The organism is Flagellimonas taeanensis (assembly GCF_003584105.1).
Taxonomy (GTDB): Bacteria; Bacteroidota; Bacteroidia; order Flavobacteriales; family Flavobacteriaceae; genus Flagellimonas; species Flagellimonas taeanensis.
In genome coordinates this window covers 189,441-206,412 of record NZ_QXFO01000022.1, presented here as the reverse complement: position 1 = coordinate 206,412, position 16,972 = coordinate 189,441, and the positions used below count along the sequence as shown (strand labels likewise).

Genomic DNA, 16,972 nt, shown 5'->3' with positions numbered 1-16,972 from the left:
ATGCCAAAATTATTGTCATTTATAGGCCTGATGCTCCTCTCCGCACTGGCCTTTGCGCAAAAAGACACTTTGACCTACTATCCCAATGGAAAAATCAGGGAAAGGGCCCAAATGGCGAATGGAAATTTACACGGCTCCTATACCTCATATTTCGAGAACGGGATAATCAGCACCCAAGGATATTACCAAAATGGAAAACAATCTGGGGAATGGACCCAAAATTACCAAGATGGCAACATTGGCCGAAAAATACGTTTCGAGAACGGACAGGCCACCTATCTCCAAGAGTATCGATATGGAAAAGTGGTACAGGAAGGATCGGTCCTTAACGATAAAAAACACGGGGAATGGAAACTATACTTTATAACGGAAGACTATTTATTCAAAAACGGTCCTCCCAAAACCCGCGTCATCGAGCACTATAAAATTGATGCCCTGCATGGCGAGCGCAAAGAGTTCCATGAAGATGGCAGTGTTTCCAGAATCACTGATTACAATGAAGGGAAAATCACCAAAGACAGATCATTTTGGGCAAACGGTCAGGTAATCTCAGATTGCACTTATGTGAACGGAGAATTGCATGGACAATGTATCTCCTATGAGGAAAATGGTTCCCTTTGGTCAGAAAACAACTATGTGAACGGGAAAAACCATGGGGTCTATAAAAGATATAAGTGGGGTGTGCTGAAAGAAGAAGGGCATTATGAGAATGGATTCAAGCATGGATTTTGGAGATTTTATGAAAATGATCACAACCCGAAATCGGTGACTACCGAAGGAAACTATGTAAAAGGCCAAAAAGAGGGCCGCTGGAAAGAAAACCGTTTGTTCACGGGAAACTACGCCATAGGCGAATACCGCGATGGCAAGCTCACGGGGGAATGGAAACTCTATAAATGGTCCAATGATGAATATGTAAAATCAGAGTTTCATTGATCACAACAATAAAAAATAAGACATCAAACATAAAAACAAACCCATATGAAACCATTTCTTATCACATTCAGTGCTTTACTGTTCAGCCTATATCCTATTCCCAAGGAGGAAACATTGAACAAAACCTATTATTACTATCTGGAAATATCCAAAAAAGATCAGAACAGTGATTACAGCTATGATGTTGTCTTTTCCGAAGTGAAATCAGCCACCTGTGATTGGGACAACACTTCCAAATATGGCTATGGACGGGATGCCATAGACCATATTGCCATTGCCTTTGACCAATGGTTCGGGGCGCAATACAGCAACCCCTACACTTATAATACAGGATTCGATGCTTTTGGAAACAGACGCCTGTATGGTAGCCGCTCGGAAGCGGAGTCGGCACGTAGCCAAGCTATTGCAAATTACAGGAACAGTACGGTCAAATACAATATCAAACAGGACAACCGTTTCTCCTACAGTTGCAGATAATCGTTTGGAGACAAGAAGCAGAATAACTTTAAAATACCATAGCTATGAAAAAAATCTTATTGACCATTGTGCTCTTGGCAACCGTTACGGGGGCATTTTCCCAGACCAAGGAGGAAACAGAAAATTGGATTAGGGAAAAAATCTTCAAATACACAAGCCATAAAGGAGGTTCTACAAGTGAAGTGTACAACACAATAGAATTTACAACTAATGGTTATGTTAAAATGCGTTTTCTCACAATCACCTCAGTAAAGTACATAGATGCGAGTTACAATGGGAGAGGAGGTGGGACTAGCTACCGCAACAAATATACCATTCGAAATTGGACATTTCCGATATGGGCCATAGGTGAAGTCACATTGAGGTCAGAAAACAAAAATGGTTATGATGAGGGGTATAGTGAATATAGCGACACATTTCTCAACTTTAATGTAGATAAGTATTCAAAGGAATATTGTGAATATAAATATACGAAAGCACGAATGATCCCAAATAATTCATTGAGCAGAACAGAACAATGGGAAAAATACATGGAGGAAACCGAGCAATTGGCATTTTCCAATACCGTCTTGAGGATTTCTTTCCAAAATGATCCAGAAGAAGATTTCGTCAACCGTTTCAACAAGGCCATCCAGCATTTAAAAATTTTTTATCCAAAGCCTTTGAAGAAAGAAACATTTTAATCATAAAAAGCCATGAAAAAAATAACCCAAGTACTATTGACAACAATCGTATTTTTTTCAACTTCATTTACAGCACAGGCGCAAACGGAGGAAGAAACCATCCTATGGCTAGAGCAATATGGTTTAAAAATGATAGCCCCTTGGAATCCTGAAAACTATTTCTCCCGTATGGAAATCGAAAACAATATGATTATTTTGAGGGAAGAATATACTAAAGGAACCAATGGGTATGGTGGAAACTTTGTCGAAAAACGCATAAACATAAATGATTTTGGCAAGATGTTCCTGGATTATGGCATATATCCCCCAGATGCCAACAGCACTAATTTCCTCTTATGGTTCAACCTTCCCAAAGGAATCCATCCAGTATATGTACAGGTAAAGGAAAACTATGGCTACTCGGCAGCTGACTTTACATTACACTTTAAAGTTGAGGACAATGCCCACCGCTTTGCCAAGGCCATTTTGCATTTGGCAAAACTAAAGGGGGCAAGACCAAAACCCGTAGTTAAAGAGAATACTTTTTAACCATATATCCTGACCCTAGAAAACAATGCTTCCAGCCACTAAAGAATTTATCGGATATTTATGGGAAAACCCTGGGGAAAAGGATTTTTCCATTATGGAAGCACTCTTGGCCCCCGTTATGCTGTTCGGCAAGCAAGAGGACGGCGAAGCCCTCATACAGACCGTTTTTGACCATCCTTTTGACATTGAACCGGAACTGCTCCGTCCTATTTTTAACCGATTTGGAAAGAAAGGGGATGCCCACAGGTTGTACGATACATTCATACACAAGGAAAACCTGGTAAATCCCGATTATTCAGAAGTGTTCCAAGTGCTGGGGAGCATGGGGTACCGGCCAGTTGTGCCCATATTGTTGGAATATGCCTTTCAGGAAAACGACCACGAAATTTCCAAAAACGCCGTAATGGGACTGCTCCATTTCGATTGTGGGCCACATGTGGAACTGGTCACCCATGAAATTGAAAAAGTAATGGAGAAACCCTTGTTCTCGGAATTTGTACCTGCTTTGGTATGCAAAATACCTGAAAATGGACACCTGCTACACAAGCTCTATACATTTGGCAGCACCCTTTGTTCCACGGATTGTAATGCAGGCATCCTCTTGGGGTTTTCCCTTAGTGGGACAAAAGGCGGGAATTATTTCAAAAAAGCACTGTTCGATGTAAATTGGGAAGCTGGTTCCTTTTCCACTGGGACGGTTCACTATGCCTATCAAGGGATGGAAAACCTGAAAATAAGGTTCAAGGATATTTGGAAGGATATTTTACAAATGGAAAACAAAACACATCCTTTGGATGTTTTTCTTTCCCTACTGGAAGTCCGGTTACGGTTACCGCTATATGCCTCGGCAAAAGCGGAACCCTTTTTGGATCTTTATCAATCGGTTTTCAGTGGGCTTACAACGGAATCGGGCATCTATAAAACGATATGGAAACATGACTTGCTCGAAAAATTTTATCGAATCGAAAAAGAGATGCAAATGAGGTTACGGGAGGAAATGATTGTAAAAGCATGTACGGAAACATCAACCGTATGATAGTAAAGAACAATGAAATAAGAAGAACCTGCTCCGAATGCGGGAGCGATTATTATGCCGCATCATCCCCTATGCAGGAACTATGCCCCGAATGTGCCCATTTCCTGTACGGATATGAAAACTGCCCGCACGATTTCCAAAACGGCCGATGTGTAAAATGTCATTGGGATGGCAGTAGTTCAGAATACATCAAAACCATTAGAGACTAAACATGAAACTGAAACTGAAAAAAATCAAAATCCTTACTCTGGTTGCCACTTTTTCATTGGGTCATGGTGCCACGGCACAACAAGATAGTTTTCTGGAAAATTTTGTGGAAATCAAAGCGGATGGGCATCATTTCTACATCTACAAATATGCAATCAGTGCAGGGGAATACAATGAGTCCTTGAAACTATGGGACGAAGCCTCGCCCCATGAGCTGTCCGATGAAGAGGCCAACCTGCCTGCCTTGGTCACCAAAGAAGAAGCCGAAAGGTATTTAGCGGACATTTCGGATGGCTACTACATCCCTTTTCGGCTGCCCAGCGAAACCGAATGGGAATTGGCCGCCAAAGGGTCATCTACGCCCAAAAGGACGAGGGAACTCAGCTGTGTTGGTTGTTCAGCCCCCAATGAGTATGGATTGTTCGGTATGTTGGGCAATGTTTGGGAATGGACCTCCACACCCGAAACCGAAGAGAACGAACGTTACTTCATCATTAAGGGCGGTGACTTCCAGGAACTGCCCAAAAGCCTGTCTCCAAAAACAAGGTTTGCCGTGAGTGAGGACATGGGAGACATGAACATCGGCTTCAGGCCTATGGCCAACGCCCAGGACTTTGAGACCATGTTACATATCAACAAGGCCAATGCCATTGTTAAGGCATTGCTGCCCAATGAGGACATCACCATCTACCAACATGATATGCAAGTAGGGGAATTTTCCATGGGCTTTGGGGACACACCTCCTGAAAGTTTTCCAATTACTGTGGATGAAGATAGCCATCAGATCATTTTTTGCTGTCTGCAAAATCTGGAATTTGAACAAGATGGGGCATTGGAAACCGAAAGGATCACCTACTTAGGCCTACCTTTCGATTTTGACCCTTCCCAACTTTCTTTGGCAAAGGAATTGGAACAACTTGTAAGACAGCTTATGGAAACCCAGAACAATTAATACCACAACAATGGACACCTACAAAAAACTGTTGATGATTCTATCCATCTTGCCAATGGCCTTGCATGCCCAGAACAACCTGCCGGAGGATATGGTCTATGTTCAAGGAGGAACCTACGGCATACAGACCTATGACAGCATCTCCAACACGACCAAAACTTATCCGTCCCATGACATTCCAGGATTTCGTATGAGCAATACGGAGGTCAGTGTCCAGGATTTCAAGCAATTCTGTAAGGAGACAGAGCGCGATATGCCACCACCACCTGATTGGGGCTGGGGAGATCCCAAACTGCCTGTAGTGAACGTCACCTATTCCGATGCGCTGCAGTATTGTGCCTGGCTTACAAAAAAGCATGGGATTCCCTTTACATTGCCCACCGTTGCACAGTGGGAATACGCTGCTCGGGCCGGAAATTTCGATACCGAGGATTTTGTGTACCATGCGGAATTGCCCAACCCATACGTGGTCTATAGCGGCAACAGCAAGGAAAAGCCGGATTGCATTACCTGCATGCAGCCCAATGAAATGGGGCTATACGCCATGTGCGGCAATGTTTGGGAGTGGACACTGAAGGAATTGGGAAACCGATGGGGACCTTCCGTAATGGGTGGCAGTTTTTTTGAGGATGCAGATAATGTGAAAGTGCACTCACGAAAAGAGTTCCCTCAAAATTTACGTCGTCAGGACATTGGGTTCAGGGTCGTGGTGAATGCACATAAGTAGATTGTGTGAGATCAATCTTCCCTCAAGAATTTTTTTATGTCCTTGTTGGCCCCATAGACTACAATGAAATCCTCTTTGTTGAGCATGTCATCAGGGTGGGCCACACCTTTTACCCGGGTGACGTTCCTAACCTTACCTATCAAAGCTTTTTCCTGTGTGCTTGCAATAGTGGTCAACACCAATAAGTTATACCCTTCCCTGATATTGCTCTCCTTGATGGTCTTTCCGTGGAGGCGTGAAGGAACACTGACCTCCACAATGCTATAATCATCGTTCAGTTCAAAGGAGTCCACCACACCTTTCAAGCACAATTTCTTGGCCCAACGTTCGGCCGATTCTTCCTCAGGGTGTACAATTTCGTCCACCCCTATGGCATGCAGTACTTTTTCGTGGAGTTCATCAATGGACCTACTTATCAATCTTTTCACCTGAAAATTCTTGAACAGGGCAGTTGCCATCACACTGGCCCCCTTGTCTTCCCCTATGGCCACCACCACAATATCGGTATCTTTCAAAGGTAGACCGGAAACAGTAAACTCATCCGTGGCATCCATACAAATGGTATGGGAAATGCGCTCTTTGTAGTTGTCCACCTTGTCCATGTTCGTGTCTATGCCGATGACCTCATTTCCCTGCTCTGTCAATTTTTCTGCCAATGATGCACCAAAACTGCCCAAACCAACTATAATGTATTTCATGTGCTGCATTTAATTTATGGTAAGTTCCTCAACAGGATACTTATACTGCTTTTGTTTTACTTTTTTGAACATCGCTATCAATAGGGTGAGCATACTTACCCTTCCAATGAACATGATCGCGATGATAACAAACTTGCTGGCAGCGCTCAGTTGTGCCGTTATACCCAGACTGAGTCCGACGGTGCTATAGGCCGAAAAACATTCAAAGGCAATGTCCAATAATTTTTTTTCACCATCAAAGACGGAAATCAAGATAATGCCCGATCCTATGACCAGCAAGGACAAAGATATGACCGCAAAGGCGCGCCTCACGGATATTTCGGAAATTTCCCTTCGGAAGATCTCTATTTTCGATTTTCCCTTGGCGAGGCTCAAAAAGTTGAGCGTGGCAATGGCAAAGGTATTGGTCTTGATCCCACCACCAGTGGAAGCCGGGGATGCCCCGACCCACATCAAGAGAAAGATCATCATCACTGTGGAAAAATCCAAGGCTGTCATATCCACATTGTTGAACCCTGCCGTTCGTGGGGTGGCGGCACCGAACAGGGCCGTCACTATCTTCCCGATTCCCTTATGTTCTGCCAAAGTATTGTCATATTCGTTGAAATAGAACATTACTGTGCCCAAAATGGTCAATGTGGCCGTGGTGACAAGCGTGATGCGACTGTTCAGGTTCAATACCCAAGGCTTGTACTTCTGTTCATGACCTGCCAAATAGAACAGTTTCCTAAGGACAAAATATTTAAGGTATTTTATAATGTTCACCACGATGGGGAAACCCAGTCCTCCCAATACAAAAGCCAATAGAATGACCCCTTGCAAGGCATAATTGAAGCGGAACCCTGTTTCGTAAAGGCTGTTGGGCAAGGTGGAAAACCCTGCATTGCAGAAAGCGGATACCGCATGGAACACAGAGAAAAAGAAACGTTCAAAAAAAGAACCAAAATATCCTTTTTCCAAGCTCAGGTAAATCAATAGTGCGGCCACCAACTCTATGGAAAATGTGATGACAAGAATACGTTTCAAGGTAGAGAACACCTCCCCCAACTTATTGCTCCCCGTCATATCGCCCAAGGTCAACTGGTTCTCATAAGAAGCCCCTCCTTTAAAGAAATAGCTGAAATAACTGGCCACGGTCAATATGCCGATACCCCCTGCCTGTATGAGAAACAGGATGATGGATTGACCAAAAAGGGTGAAGTAGCTGCCGGTATCCACAACGATAAGACCCGTGACACACACCGCACTGGTCGATGTGAACAGGGCATCCAAAAAAGAGATACCATCATGTGTCGCATTGGGCAGCATCAACAGCAAGGCCCCCACGAATATGATACCCAGAAAACTTGCGATAAAGAGCTGCGCCGGGTTGAGCAATGTACGTTTATAGTTGATGTTCCGTTCAGAAAACTCCCTGATGAAAGTGAGGATAATGGCAAACTTTACCCAATTATCACTATAGAGGAACGAAATGTGCCGATGGGCCTCTTCCCCAAGAAAATGGACATAGAGTATCACAAGGGTGGCCAAAATGGTGGCCGCATCGAAAAAGATGACGGAACGTTTCATCTCCTTTTGGCGTTCCAGATAACGGACGACGGTGGAAACAATGCCCAGACCAATTACAAAAAAGTAGATCGTGTTGAACACTTCCTGTACCTGTCGGGGCTTATCAAAGCCAAAATCGGCAACAAAGAGCAATATCCCAAAAATACTGGTATAGAACGTGACCTGAAAAAAGACCTTGGAGTACTTCAAATCAAAAAAATTAATTTTTTCCGATTTTTAATCGGGCCCTGCATCCAGGTCCCTTTGAACCAGTAAATGTATGGATATTGTGATAAAAAAAGCAGTCATTCTGCATTTGATTTCACAAGGGGAGACCAGGACATACGTTTTTACCCCCGACAAGAAAAAACTTCAGTTCACTTCTATGTGTTATTTTTGCAAAACAATTTATCCAATCAAAAAACAACCAGTTTCATGTTAGCAAACCAAAGCATTGAGAAAAACCTGTTCATCATCCTCTACCTCAATTCCATTTACCCCCTTAGTCCCAGCCTTAAGGCCTTTTTGATCCAGAAGATAAAGAGCTGTGTTTTTGACAAAAATGAGATCATAAGCAAGGAGGGGGAAATCTGCAATAGGCTATATGTTATCAAACAGGGCATGGTAAGGGGCTACTTCATCAGCGGATCTACGGAGATAACCACATGGATAGATGCTGAAAATGAAATATTTACATCCATAACAGGCTTTTTCAGGAACGAGAAGAGCCGTGAATACATCCAAAGTCTTGAAGACACGTATTGTGATTATTTGGAGTATGATGATTATAAATATTGTCTGGAAAATTTTCCTGAAATGCGACAGATCAACAGGATCATGCTGGAAGAATACTACATTCTTGCCGAGCACAGGGTATATTTGGCCAGGATACCCAATGCCCGAAAACGTCTCATCTATTTCATGGAGAACAGCAAGGCCCAGATTGTCAATAGGATCCCAAGAAAATATTTGGCCTCCTTTTTGGCGATGAGGCCCGAAACGCTCTCAAGGCTGATGAAAGAAAATGCATGACCGAAGATTTCCTTATTGGTAAGGCATAGACACAGGCTTATTTCATCCCGTTTCCAGCTCCCAAAAATCCTTTTTCAAGAAAAAGCATGAAAATGATATCCGTCAATTTCAAAGCCATTCAGATTCTTTAAATTGCATACCATCATTATTTTGAACCATGAAAGGAAGTTTTTCTGCCCTGATACATTCGGACCAACTAGTGCTCATCGATTTCTTTGCAGAATGGTGCGGCCCCTGCAAGATGCTTGCCCCAATCCTTAAAGAGGTAAAAGATGAAGTGGGCGACCCGCTAAAAATCGTAAAGATCGATGTGGACAAAAACCCATCCCTTGCCAGCACATATCAGGTAAGGGGCGTACCCACCATGATGCTCTTCAAAAAGGGGAAACAGCTCTGGAGACAATCGGGAGTGCTTCAAAAATCTGAGTTGTTGCAAGTGGTAAGGTCCTATCTGTGATGTCCGCATAATTTGCCCGCCGCCCTTACTCGAACAAGTGGATGACCAAAAAGGGTACTTTGGAATTGAAGGAAACTTTTTGGATCACAGGCTCACGGGTCAGACGCTCAAAAAAGCCCCTATCCTGATTGATCATTGCCACCATGTGAATGTTGCTGTTCGCTTGTACCATTTTTTGGATGGTATGGTTGATGGAAGTCTCCTTTTCCGCCGACACAAAGTCATATACCACCGTCTTCAACTGCTTTTTGATGATATTTCTCGATGCCTGTTGCTCTGGTGTCAGTTCCTCCAAATTGCCCACATGGGTTATCCAAATCTTGGAACCAAAGAGTTTGGCAAGTTGCAGAAGTGGCCTGAGTTCATAGGATTCGAAAAGGTGCTCGTATCCTGTGGCCAATAAAATGGTATCGATGCTCCCGTCACTTTTGAAATCCTCCGGAACAGCGATTATGGGGCAAAAATCAATTTCCTTGATGATCTTGTACGTATTGCTGCCCATGAACACTTCCTTGAGACCCGTGGCGCCCTTGGTGCCCATGATGATGTAATCCATCCCTTTGTTGTACACGGTCTTCCCAATGGCATTGACAAGGTTGTCAGCAATGGATACGGTCTCAAAAGTATGTTCTGGGCCGAGATCCATATCCTCCACCTGTTCCAAAGTCCTTTTGAGGTCGCGTTCCGATTGCTCCTTCAGCAAATGGAACAAACGGGTATCGTTCGCCTGCCCCATTCTGGTGCTCAACCCAGAAGTGCCCACCTGAAAGGCGTTCAGGAGAAAGAAATCGCAGGGTACATCCTTGAACAGGGTCAGCGCGTACACTATCGCATTCCATGCATTACTTGAAAAATCCGTGGGCAGCACCACCCGTTTCCTGTTTACCTTTTTCATCTATTCAAGTTTTGCATCACCAAGAAGGGTATTTTCAATTTCAAGCTCAAAAGGTCCACTGTGGAACGATAGAGCATATCCTCAAAAAAAGAGTGTCTTGAGTTCACCATGACCAACATATCGGCTGCTTTCTGTTCCAATTGTTCCAAAATGGCCTCTGCCCTGTTCTTTATGGGCATGGTTTCAAAAAACAGATAAGAGCGGGAAAGTGTTCCCTCCAAAAAATGTTTGTTGTCCAGTTGCCGTGGGCTGAGGTCATCAAAATCCGTAATGTAGAGACAATGTACCTCCGACTTGAACTTGCTGGCCAGATCATCCAAAAGTTTCAACTCCCTCCGCTTGTAGGGAAGCATATAGTCCGTAGGAAAAAGAAAGGTCTTGGGCTGCCTATACCCAAAACCTTCGGGAACGGCCAGTACGGGGCACTTTACATATTTAAAGACTTCTATGGTGTAACTTCCAAAAGTGGTCTTATGGTCACTGGTCTCCCCTTTGGTCCCCATAATGACCAGGTCTATGTTCATTTCATCCACCACATCGTTTATCCCGTCCACCAAACTGTCAAAACAGGCGATGGCCTCAAAATTGTGCAAAGGGTTCGGGGGCGTTCCAATGATGGGTTCCAGCATTTGATCCAATTTCTTCTGTGTTTGCTCACTTATCTCCTTTTTGAGCTTGTCAACATCTTCCCGCGGAGTGGTCCCATACATCCCATACACCTGTTCCGCATAGGCATGTAACACAAAAAAGCATGCCCGCTCACATTTGAAGAGTTCTTGGGCATACTTGAGCGCCTGGAGCGCATTTGTGGAGAAATCTGTGGGGATCAGTACGGTTTTCATCGGAATCTCTGTTTTACCCAAAGATAAAGGTCACTTTTTGGACGTGAAATGACATTGGTCAATCCCGAGGGCAAAAAAAAAAATTAACAGTTCAGTAGTTGAAATGCGGTTTGTGCCCCAGTATTCGTCGTTAACCCATAACAAGTGGACGTTCAAAGGTTTCCTGTGTTAAAATACCCTTATCGATCTTCATGGAACAACAGGTAAACTTTATCTTTGACCGTACACTATTTTTTTAAAATAGTGTTCCCATCCACCAAACCAAAATGAAAGTAAGAAACATTGTTTACATCCTATTAGTCATTGGAATAGGTGCACTCATCGCCTACAGAATCAAGTCCAATGCAGAAGTGGGCAAATCGGGCGGTCCAGGCCCCAGCATCCCCACAGTTTCCGGCATGGTCCTAAAACCCCAGATCTTTAAGGACAACATTTCCATAGCCGGGACTCTCGAAGCCAATGAACAGATCGAGATCAGAAGCGAAGTATCGGGAATTGTCGAGAGCATCAATTTCAAGGAAGGAAGTAAAGTATCAAAAGGGCAGGTACTGTTAAAAGTGAACGATATTGAGCTACGTGCCCAGCTTTCCAAGGCGCTGACCGCAAAAAAATTGGCCTCTGAAAATGAGCGAAGGGCAAAGCTGTTGTTGGAAAAACAGGCCATAAGCCAAGAAGAATACGATATTGCCAGTGCGGACTACCAATCGGCAAGTGCCGAAGCCGAACTGATTCAGGCGCAATTGTCCAAAACTACCCTTAGGGCCCCATTTTCAGGAACCATTGGCCTGCGTGCCATTTCCGAGGGCACCTATGTGACCCCAACTACAGTCATTGCCAAATTGGTGAATACCGACGAACTGAAAATCACCTTCTCGGTTCCTGAGAAATATGCTTCACAAGTAAAAGTGGGCACTGTGCTGACCTTTACCGCTTCCGATTCAAGGGAAGAATACAGTGCCACCATCTATGCCATAGACCCTGAAGTGGACATCACCACCAGAACCCTCAGGATGAGGGCTATCATGGATAATAGGGACAACAAACTATATCCAGGCGCCTACACCAGTGTCCAGTTGCCTTTGGAAACAGTGGACAACGCCCTACTGGTGCCCTCAGAAGCATTGATTCCCGTACAAAATGGAAAAAGGATCTTTATCCTGGAAGATGGAAAGGCCAAAGAAGTGGATGTTGAAATCGGGGCGCGTACCGGCAAAGTGGTTCGGGTGCTGACCAATCTCCACCCTGGCGACACCATACTCACCTATGGTGTGATGGCACTGCAGAACGGCTCTCCGGTGAAAGTCGTTCTCGAAGAACTTGAACCCTTGACCCAAACACAATGAATCTCTCCACGATAAGCATCAAAAGGCCGGTCCTCACCATTGTGATGAACATAACCATCATCCTTTTTGGGATCATTGGTTACACTTTCTTGGGTGTTCGGGAGTTTCCCTCCATAGACCCTGCAGTGGTATCGGTTCGAACCAGTTATTCTGGAGCAAATGCCGATATCATTGAGTCCCAGATCACCGAGCCTCTGGAAAAAGCCATCAACTCCATCGATGGGATACGCAACATTACATCATCAAGTGTACAGGGTTCCAGTTCCATCAGTATTGAGTTTGAACTGGATAAGGACCTGGAAGCTGCCGCAAACGATGTACGCGACAAAGTATCACAATCTTTGCGTAGCTTGCCCGAAGATCTGGATGCGCCGCCCGTAGTGTCGAAAGCCGATGCCGATGCCGACAGAATCATCTCCATGACCGTCCAGAGCAACAACAAAAATATTCTGGAGCTTTCGGACTATGCCGAAAATGTGATCGCCCAACGGATCGAGACCATTCCCGGAGTGAGTGGAGTGCAGATCTGGGGACAACGAAGGTATGCCATGAGATTATGGATAGATCCCTTAAAACTGGCATCCTACGGACTTACCGTGGCCGATGTGCGCGCTGCACTTTTGGCCCAGAACATCGAATTGCCCTCTGGTAAACTTACAGGGGACAATACCGAACTGACCGTAAAAACCCTTGGCAACCTCAATACCGAAGAGGAGTTCAACAACATCATCATATTGGCCGACGGTGAAAAATTGGTACAATTGAGCGATATAGGCCGTGCCAGCCTTGAAGGCGAGAACATGGAAACCAAAATGAGTGATTCTGGACAGCCCATGGTGGCCGTTGCCGTGATTCCCCAACCTGGGACCAATTATCTCGAAATCGCCGATGCCTTTTATGAAGAATATGAAAAATTACAGAACGACCTCCCCGAAGATTTTAAACTGAATGTTGTTATCGACGATACCGTATTCGTAAAGAAAGCGGTGACAGAAGTTGCGGAGACCATTCTGATATCCATTATCCTGGTCATCTTGGTAATTTATCTGTTCTTCAGGAACTGGTCCCTGGCCTTACGTCCTTTGTTGGACATTCCTGTTTCGCTGATCGCTACTTTCTTTTTCATGTGGCTCTTGGGATTCTCCGTTAACGTGCTTACCCTATTGGCCATCGTGCTCGCCACTGGATTGGTGGTAGATGACGGTATTGTGGTCACGGAGAATATCTATAAAAAAATTGAGGAGGGCATGAATCCCATTGAAGCGGCCGTAAAAGGCTCCAAGGAAATCTTTTTTGCGGTCATCTCCATCTCCATCACCCTTGCAGCAGTGTTTCTGCCCGTTATCTTCCTCGAAGGTTTTGTGGGTCGATTGTTCAGGGAATTCGGTGTGGTTTTGGGGACAGCGGTATTGGTTTCGGCATTTGTTTCCCTTACGCTCACGCCCATGTTGAATGCATACCTTACCAAACCAGGTAAGCAGAGTAAATCAAAATTTTATCAGGTTACTGAAAAATATTTTGTGGCCATGAACGAATCCTATAAAAGTGCTTTGGGAAAGTTCATGCAGAAGAAATGGCTCAGTTTCCCCATTCTTATCGGATGTCTGGGATTGATAGTGCTTTTCTATTCCCTGCTCCAAAAAGAGACTGCACCCTATGACGACCGTAGCTTTGTGAGGTTGAGCGTTACCGCTCCCGAAGGGTCTTCCTATGAATACATGGACAAGTTGATGAACGGGATCACGGAACTCATCAATGACTCCATCCCAGAGAAAAAAGTCAGTCTCATCTTGACCTCCCCTGGGTTTGGCACCTCATCGGTGAACAGTGGAAGGGCCAATGTAGCTTTGGTAGATCCCAGTGAACGGGAACGCTCCCAACAGGAAATAGCCCAGGATCTTGGAGAATGGGCCAAGGCCTATGTCGGCGGAAGATCGAATGTATCCGAAAGGCCCACCATCTCGGTAAACCGACGCGGAGGACCGCCCATACAGTTCATCATCCAAGCAAAGAATTTTGAAAAGTTGCAAGAAAAGGTTCCTGAGTTCATGGCCGAGGCAGAAAAAGACCCAACCTTCTCCTTTGTGGACGTGAACCTAAAGTTCAACAAGCCAGAAATCTACGTCTCCATTGATAGGGAAAAAGCGGAAAGCCTCGGGGTTTCCGTACGGGATGTGGCACAAACCTTACAACTTTCCTTGAGCGGGCAACGTTTTGGGTACTTTTTGATGAACGGAAAACAATATCAGGTAATCGGTCAGTTCGACAAGCAAGATCGCAACGATCCCACGGACCTTACCTCCATTTTTGTAAAAAACGACGAGGGCCAGCTCATCCAGTTGGACAATTTGGTGACGACCGAAGAACACAGCAGTCCGCCACAATTGTTCCACAACAACCGATATATGTCGGCAACAGTTTCGGCCAATTTGGCCCCAGGCAAGAGTATCGGTGATGGAATTGACGCCATGAACGCCATAAAGGACAGGGTCTTGGACGACACATTTACCACCGATCTTGGCGGTGAATCCCGCGACTTTGTTGAAAGTAGCTCCAACACCGCATTTGCGTTTGGCCTTGCTTTCCTGTTGATATTTCTGATACTCGCTGCCCAGTTTGAAAGTTTTATTGATCCTATCATCATCATCCTTACCGTGCCCATGGCCGTTGCCGGAGCAATGTTTTCGTTGTGGTTGTTCGGCGAAACTTGGAATATTTTCAGCCAGATCGGTACCATCATGCTGATAGGCTTGGTGACCAAGAACGGGATTCTTATCGTTGAGTTTGCCAATCAGTTACAAGAAGAGGACCAGAGTCTATCCAAAATGGACGCCATCATGAGGGCATCGGTATCACGGTTACGGCCCATATTGATGACGAGTCTCACTATTGCGTTGGGAGCACTCCCCATAGCACTGTCGCTCGGTGCCGCATCTGCCAGTCGTACCGGCATGGGCGTTGTGATCATTGGTGGCACCTTGTTCTCCTTGGTGCTCACCTTGTTCATCATCCCGGCCCTGTACCTTATGTGGTCCAGAAAAAAAGTCATTCGTCCAGAATTCAAAAACTTAGAACTTTCCTCACATGGACATTAAGCAGCGAATAAGCATTTTTATATTCGTACTGGGCAGCATTGCTTTGGCCAATGCACAGGAAATCCTTACCGTGCAAGATGCGGTCAAAATAGCCCTTGAGAACAATTATCAAATAAAGACAGCCCGTAACGAACTGAAGATAGACGCGTTGGGCACTACCCCGGGACAGGCTGGAATGCTTCCTCAGGTCGGGGCCAATCTGAATGACAACAACACCATACAAAGTTTGACCCAAGTCCGTAATGATGGTACTGTTCAGGATCGGGACAATGTAAAAAACAGCAACTTCAATTATGGTGTGGCCTTGGAGTGGACCGTTTTTGATGGTCTTCGCATGTTCGCCAATTACGAGCAGCTGAAGGAAACCAAAAAATTGGGTGAAGCCGAATTGAAACAGGCGATCTTGACCACTGTTGGAGAGGTCATGATCACCTACTATGACCTCGTACAACAACAGCAACAGCTATCTGCCTTGGACAGTACCCTCATCATTTCGGAGCAACGTGTGGAACTGGCCCAGAACCGTTTTACCATAGGTAAGGCATCCAAATTGGAAGTACTGAACGCCCAAGTGGACCTCAATACGGACCAGACCCTGATGCAGCGCCAACAAGAACTCTACAAGAACACCAAGACCCAACTGAATGAACAATTGGCCCGTGACCTGAAAATCGATTTCAAGGTAATTCCTGAGATTTTCGTGGACCAGAAATTGGTGTTGGACGAACTGGAAACCAAGGTAGCTGAGGAAAACCCACAACTGCAGGCCGAAAAAATAAACAAGCGCATCAGCGAACTGGAACTCAAGCAGATCAAGGCGGCCCGTTATCCGTCCGTATTTGTGACCTCTGGGTACAACATTGGCAATTCCAAATCAGAGTTGGGCTTTGCCATAAGTTCAGAATCCAAGGGATTCAGCTATGGTTTCGGGGCTACGCTTAATCTGTTCGATGGTTTCAACCAGAACAGGAACGAGAAAATGGGAAAAGTGGCCCTAGAGAATGCTGAAATTGCCATTGCCCAACAAGAACAGGCGCTGATATCTTTGGTGAACACCACTTACCAGACCTATCTGACCAACATAAGCCTCATGGAGCTTGAAGAAAGGAACGAGAGCATTGCCAAAGAAAATCTGGAGATTACCATGGAAAAATACCGGATCGGTATCATTCCCACCATAGAGTTCAGAACGGCACAGTTGAACTACATCAATGCCAGTGTACGGCTCAGCAATGCAAAATTCCAGGCCAAACTATCCGAGATTGTGCTGAAACAATTGGCGGGAAACCTGGAGATATAAACCTCAAAACTATTGTCTTGATACAGGGCATATAAAAGACCGCTTCGCTTTTAGAGTCAAGAAACTGGACTTTGTCTTAAATCTATGCTGATATTCGGATATTCCTTGAATCAAATTCAGGTGTTGTCAGGTTAAGCGTAGTCGAAACCTATTGGTTTTGATACGGATGTAGGTCTCGACTGCGCTCGAACTGACAGCTAAGAAGTTCTTTGGACA

At 44.9% G+C, this 16,972-nt stretch carries 16 protein-coding genes; 12 read left to right on the top strand and 4 right to left on the bottom strand.

What is annotated here, in order from left to right:
* The 7 genes from D2V93_RS11185 to D2V93_RS11150 all read left to right on the top strand — a co-directional run bounded on the left by D2V93_RS11185 (position 1) and on the right by D2V93_RS11150 (position 5,546).
* Positions 1 to 936 carry a toxin-antitoxin system YwqK family antitoxin gene (locus D2V93_RS11185; protein WP_119619550.1) on the top strand — a complete coding sequence of 312 codons (936 nt, stop codon included), beginning with the start codon at positions 1 to 3 and terminating at the stop codon, positions 934 to 936.
* Between the two features lie 45 nt (positions 937 to 981).
* The gene (locus D2V93_RS11180) at positions 982 to 1,413 is read left to right on the top strand and encodes a hypothetical protein (RefSeq protein ID WP_119619549.1); all 432 of its coding nucleotides are present in this window, start codon (positions 982 to 984) and stop codon (positions 1,411 to 1,413) included.
* A gap of 44 nt (positions 1,414 to 1,457) precedes the next feature.
* Positions 1,458 to 2,096 carry a hypothetical protein gene (locus tag D2V93_RS11175; RefSeq protein ID WP_119619548.1) on the top strand — a complete coding sequence of 213 codons (639 nt, stop codon included), beginning with the start codon at positions 1,458 to 1,460 and terminating at the stop codon, positions 2,094 to 2,096.
* Positions 2,097 to 2,108: 12 nt separating this feature from the next.
* A complete protein-coding gene (locus tag D2V93_RS11170; RefSeq protein WP_119619547.1) occupies positions 2,109 to 2,624 on the top strand; it encodes a hypothetical protein in 516 nt (171 codons plus the stop codon).
* A 25-nt stretch (positions 2,625 to 2,649) separates the two neighbouring features.
* On the top strand, positions 2,650 to 3,660 hold the full coding sequence (locus D2V93_RS11165; protein ID WP_119619546.1) for a hypothetical protein: 1,011 nt from the start codon (positions 2,650 to 2,652) through the stop codon (positions 3,658 to 3,660).
* 211 nt (positions 3,661 to 3,871) lie between these two features.
* On the top strand, positions 3,872 to 4,819 hold the full coding sequence (locus tag D2V93_RS11155) for a formylglycine-generating enzyme family protein (RefSeq protein WP_119619544.1): 948 nt from the start codon (positions 3,872 to 3,874) through the stop codon (positions 4,817 to 4,819).
* A 10-nt stretch (positions 4,820 to 4,829) separates the two neighbouring features.
* Positions 4,830 to 5,546, top strand: coding sequence for a formylglycine-generating enzyme family protein (locus D2V93_RS11150; RefSeq protein WP_119619543.1), 717 nt, complete (start codon positions 4,830 to 4,832; stop codon positions 5,544 to 5,546).
* A gap of 11 nt (positions 5,547 to 5,557) precedes the next feature.
* Here the strand turns inward: D2V93_RS11150 and D2V93_RS11145 are convergent, their stop codons facing one another.
* A complete protein-coding gene (locus D2V93_RS11145) occupies positions 5,558 to 6,244 on the bottom strand; it encodes a potassium channel family protein (protein WP_072881569.1) in 687 nt (228 codons plus the stop codon).
* 9 nt (positions 6,245 to 6,253) lie between these two features.
* Positions 6,254 to 8,002, bottom strand: a complete 1,749-nt coding sequence (locus D2V93_RS11140; RefSeq protein ID WP_119619542.1) for a TrkH family potassium uptake protein — start codon at positions 8,000 to 8,002, stop codon at positions 6,254 to 6,256.
* 225 nt (positions 8,003 to 8,227) lie between these two features.
* Between D2V93_RS11140 and D2V93_RS11135 the strand changes: the two genes are divergently transcribed.
* Positions 8,228 to 8,824, top strand: coding sequence for a Crp/Fnr family transcriptional regulator (locus D2V93_RS11135; RefSeq protein WP_177190061.1), 597 nt, complete (start codon positions 8,228 to 8,230; stop codon positions 8,822 to 8,824).
* A gap of 157 nt (positions 8,825 to 8,981) precedes the next feature.
* Positions 8,982 to 9,281 (top strand): thioredoxin, encoded by a 300-nt coding sequence (gene trxA / locus D2V93_RS11130; protein WP_119619540.1) that lies wholly within the window; start codon positions 8,982 to 8,984, stop codon positions 9,279 to 9,281.
* 25 nt (positions 9,282 to 9,306) lie between these two features.
* Here the strand turns inward: trxA and D2V93_RS11125 are convergent, their stop codons facing one another.
* Together D2V93_RS11125 and D2V93_RS11120 are read right to left on the bottom strand one after the other, a co-directional pair.
* Positions 9,307 to 10,176: a universal stress protein gene (locus tag D2V93_RS11125; RefSeq protein ID WP_119619539.1), complete on the bottom strand. Its 870-nt coding sequence runs from the start codon at positions 10,174 to 10,176 to the stop codon at positions 9,307 to 9,309.
* Positions 10,173 to 11,018 carry a universal stress protein gene (locus tag D2V93_RS11120; protein ID WP_119619538.1) on the bottom strand — a complete coding sequence of 282 codons (846 nt, stop codon included), beginning with the start codon at positions 11,016 to 11,018 and terminating at the stop codon, positions 10,173 to 10,175. Before D2V93_RS11120 ends, D2V93_RS11125 begins: the two co-directional genes overlap by 4 nt.
* A gap of 266 nt (positions 11,019 to 11,284) precedes the next feature.
* Between D2V93_RS11120 and D2V93_RS11115 the strand changes: the two genes are divergently transcribed.
* Genes D2V93_RS11115 through D2V93_RS11105 form a run of 3 tightly spaced genes read left to right on the top strand, consistent with a single transcriptional unit; the run spans position 11,285 to position 16,756 of the window.
* Positions 11,285 to 12,361 (top strand): efflux RND transporter periplasmic adaptor subunit, encoded by a 1,077-nt coding sequence (locus D2V93_RS11115; RefSeq protein ID WP_119619537.1) that lies wholly within the window; start codon positions 11,285 to 11,287, stop codon positions 12,359 to 12,361.
* Positions 12,358 to 15,456 carry an efflux RND transporter permease subunit gene (locus tag D2V93_RS11110; RefSeq protein WP_072881390.1) on the top strand — a complete coding sequence of 1,033 codons (3,099 nt, stop codon included), beginning with the start codon at positions 12,358 to 12,360 and terminating at the stop codon, positions 15,454 to 15,456. The genes D2V93_RS11115 and D2V93_RS11110 overlap by 4 nt, the downstream gene beginning before the upstream one ends.
* Entirely contained in the window at positions 15,446 to 16,756 is a 1,311-nt protein-coding gene (locus D2V93_RS11105) for a TolC family protein (RefSeq protein WP_119619536.1), read from the top strand. Before D2V93_RS11110 ends, D2V93_RS11105 begins: the two co-directional genes overlap by 11 nt.
* Positions 16,757 to 16,972 lie beyond the last annotated feature (216 nt).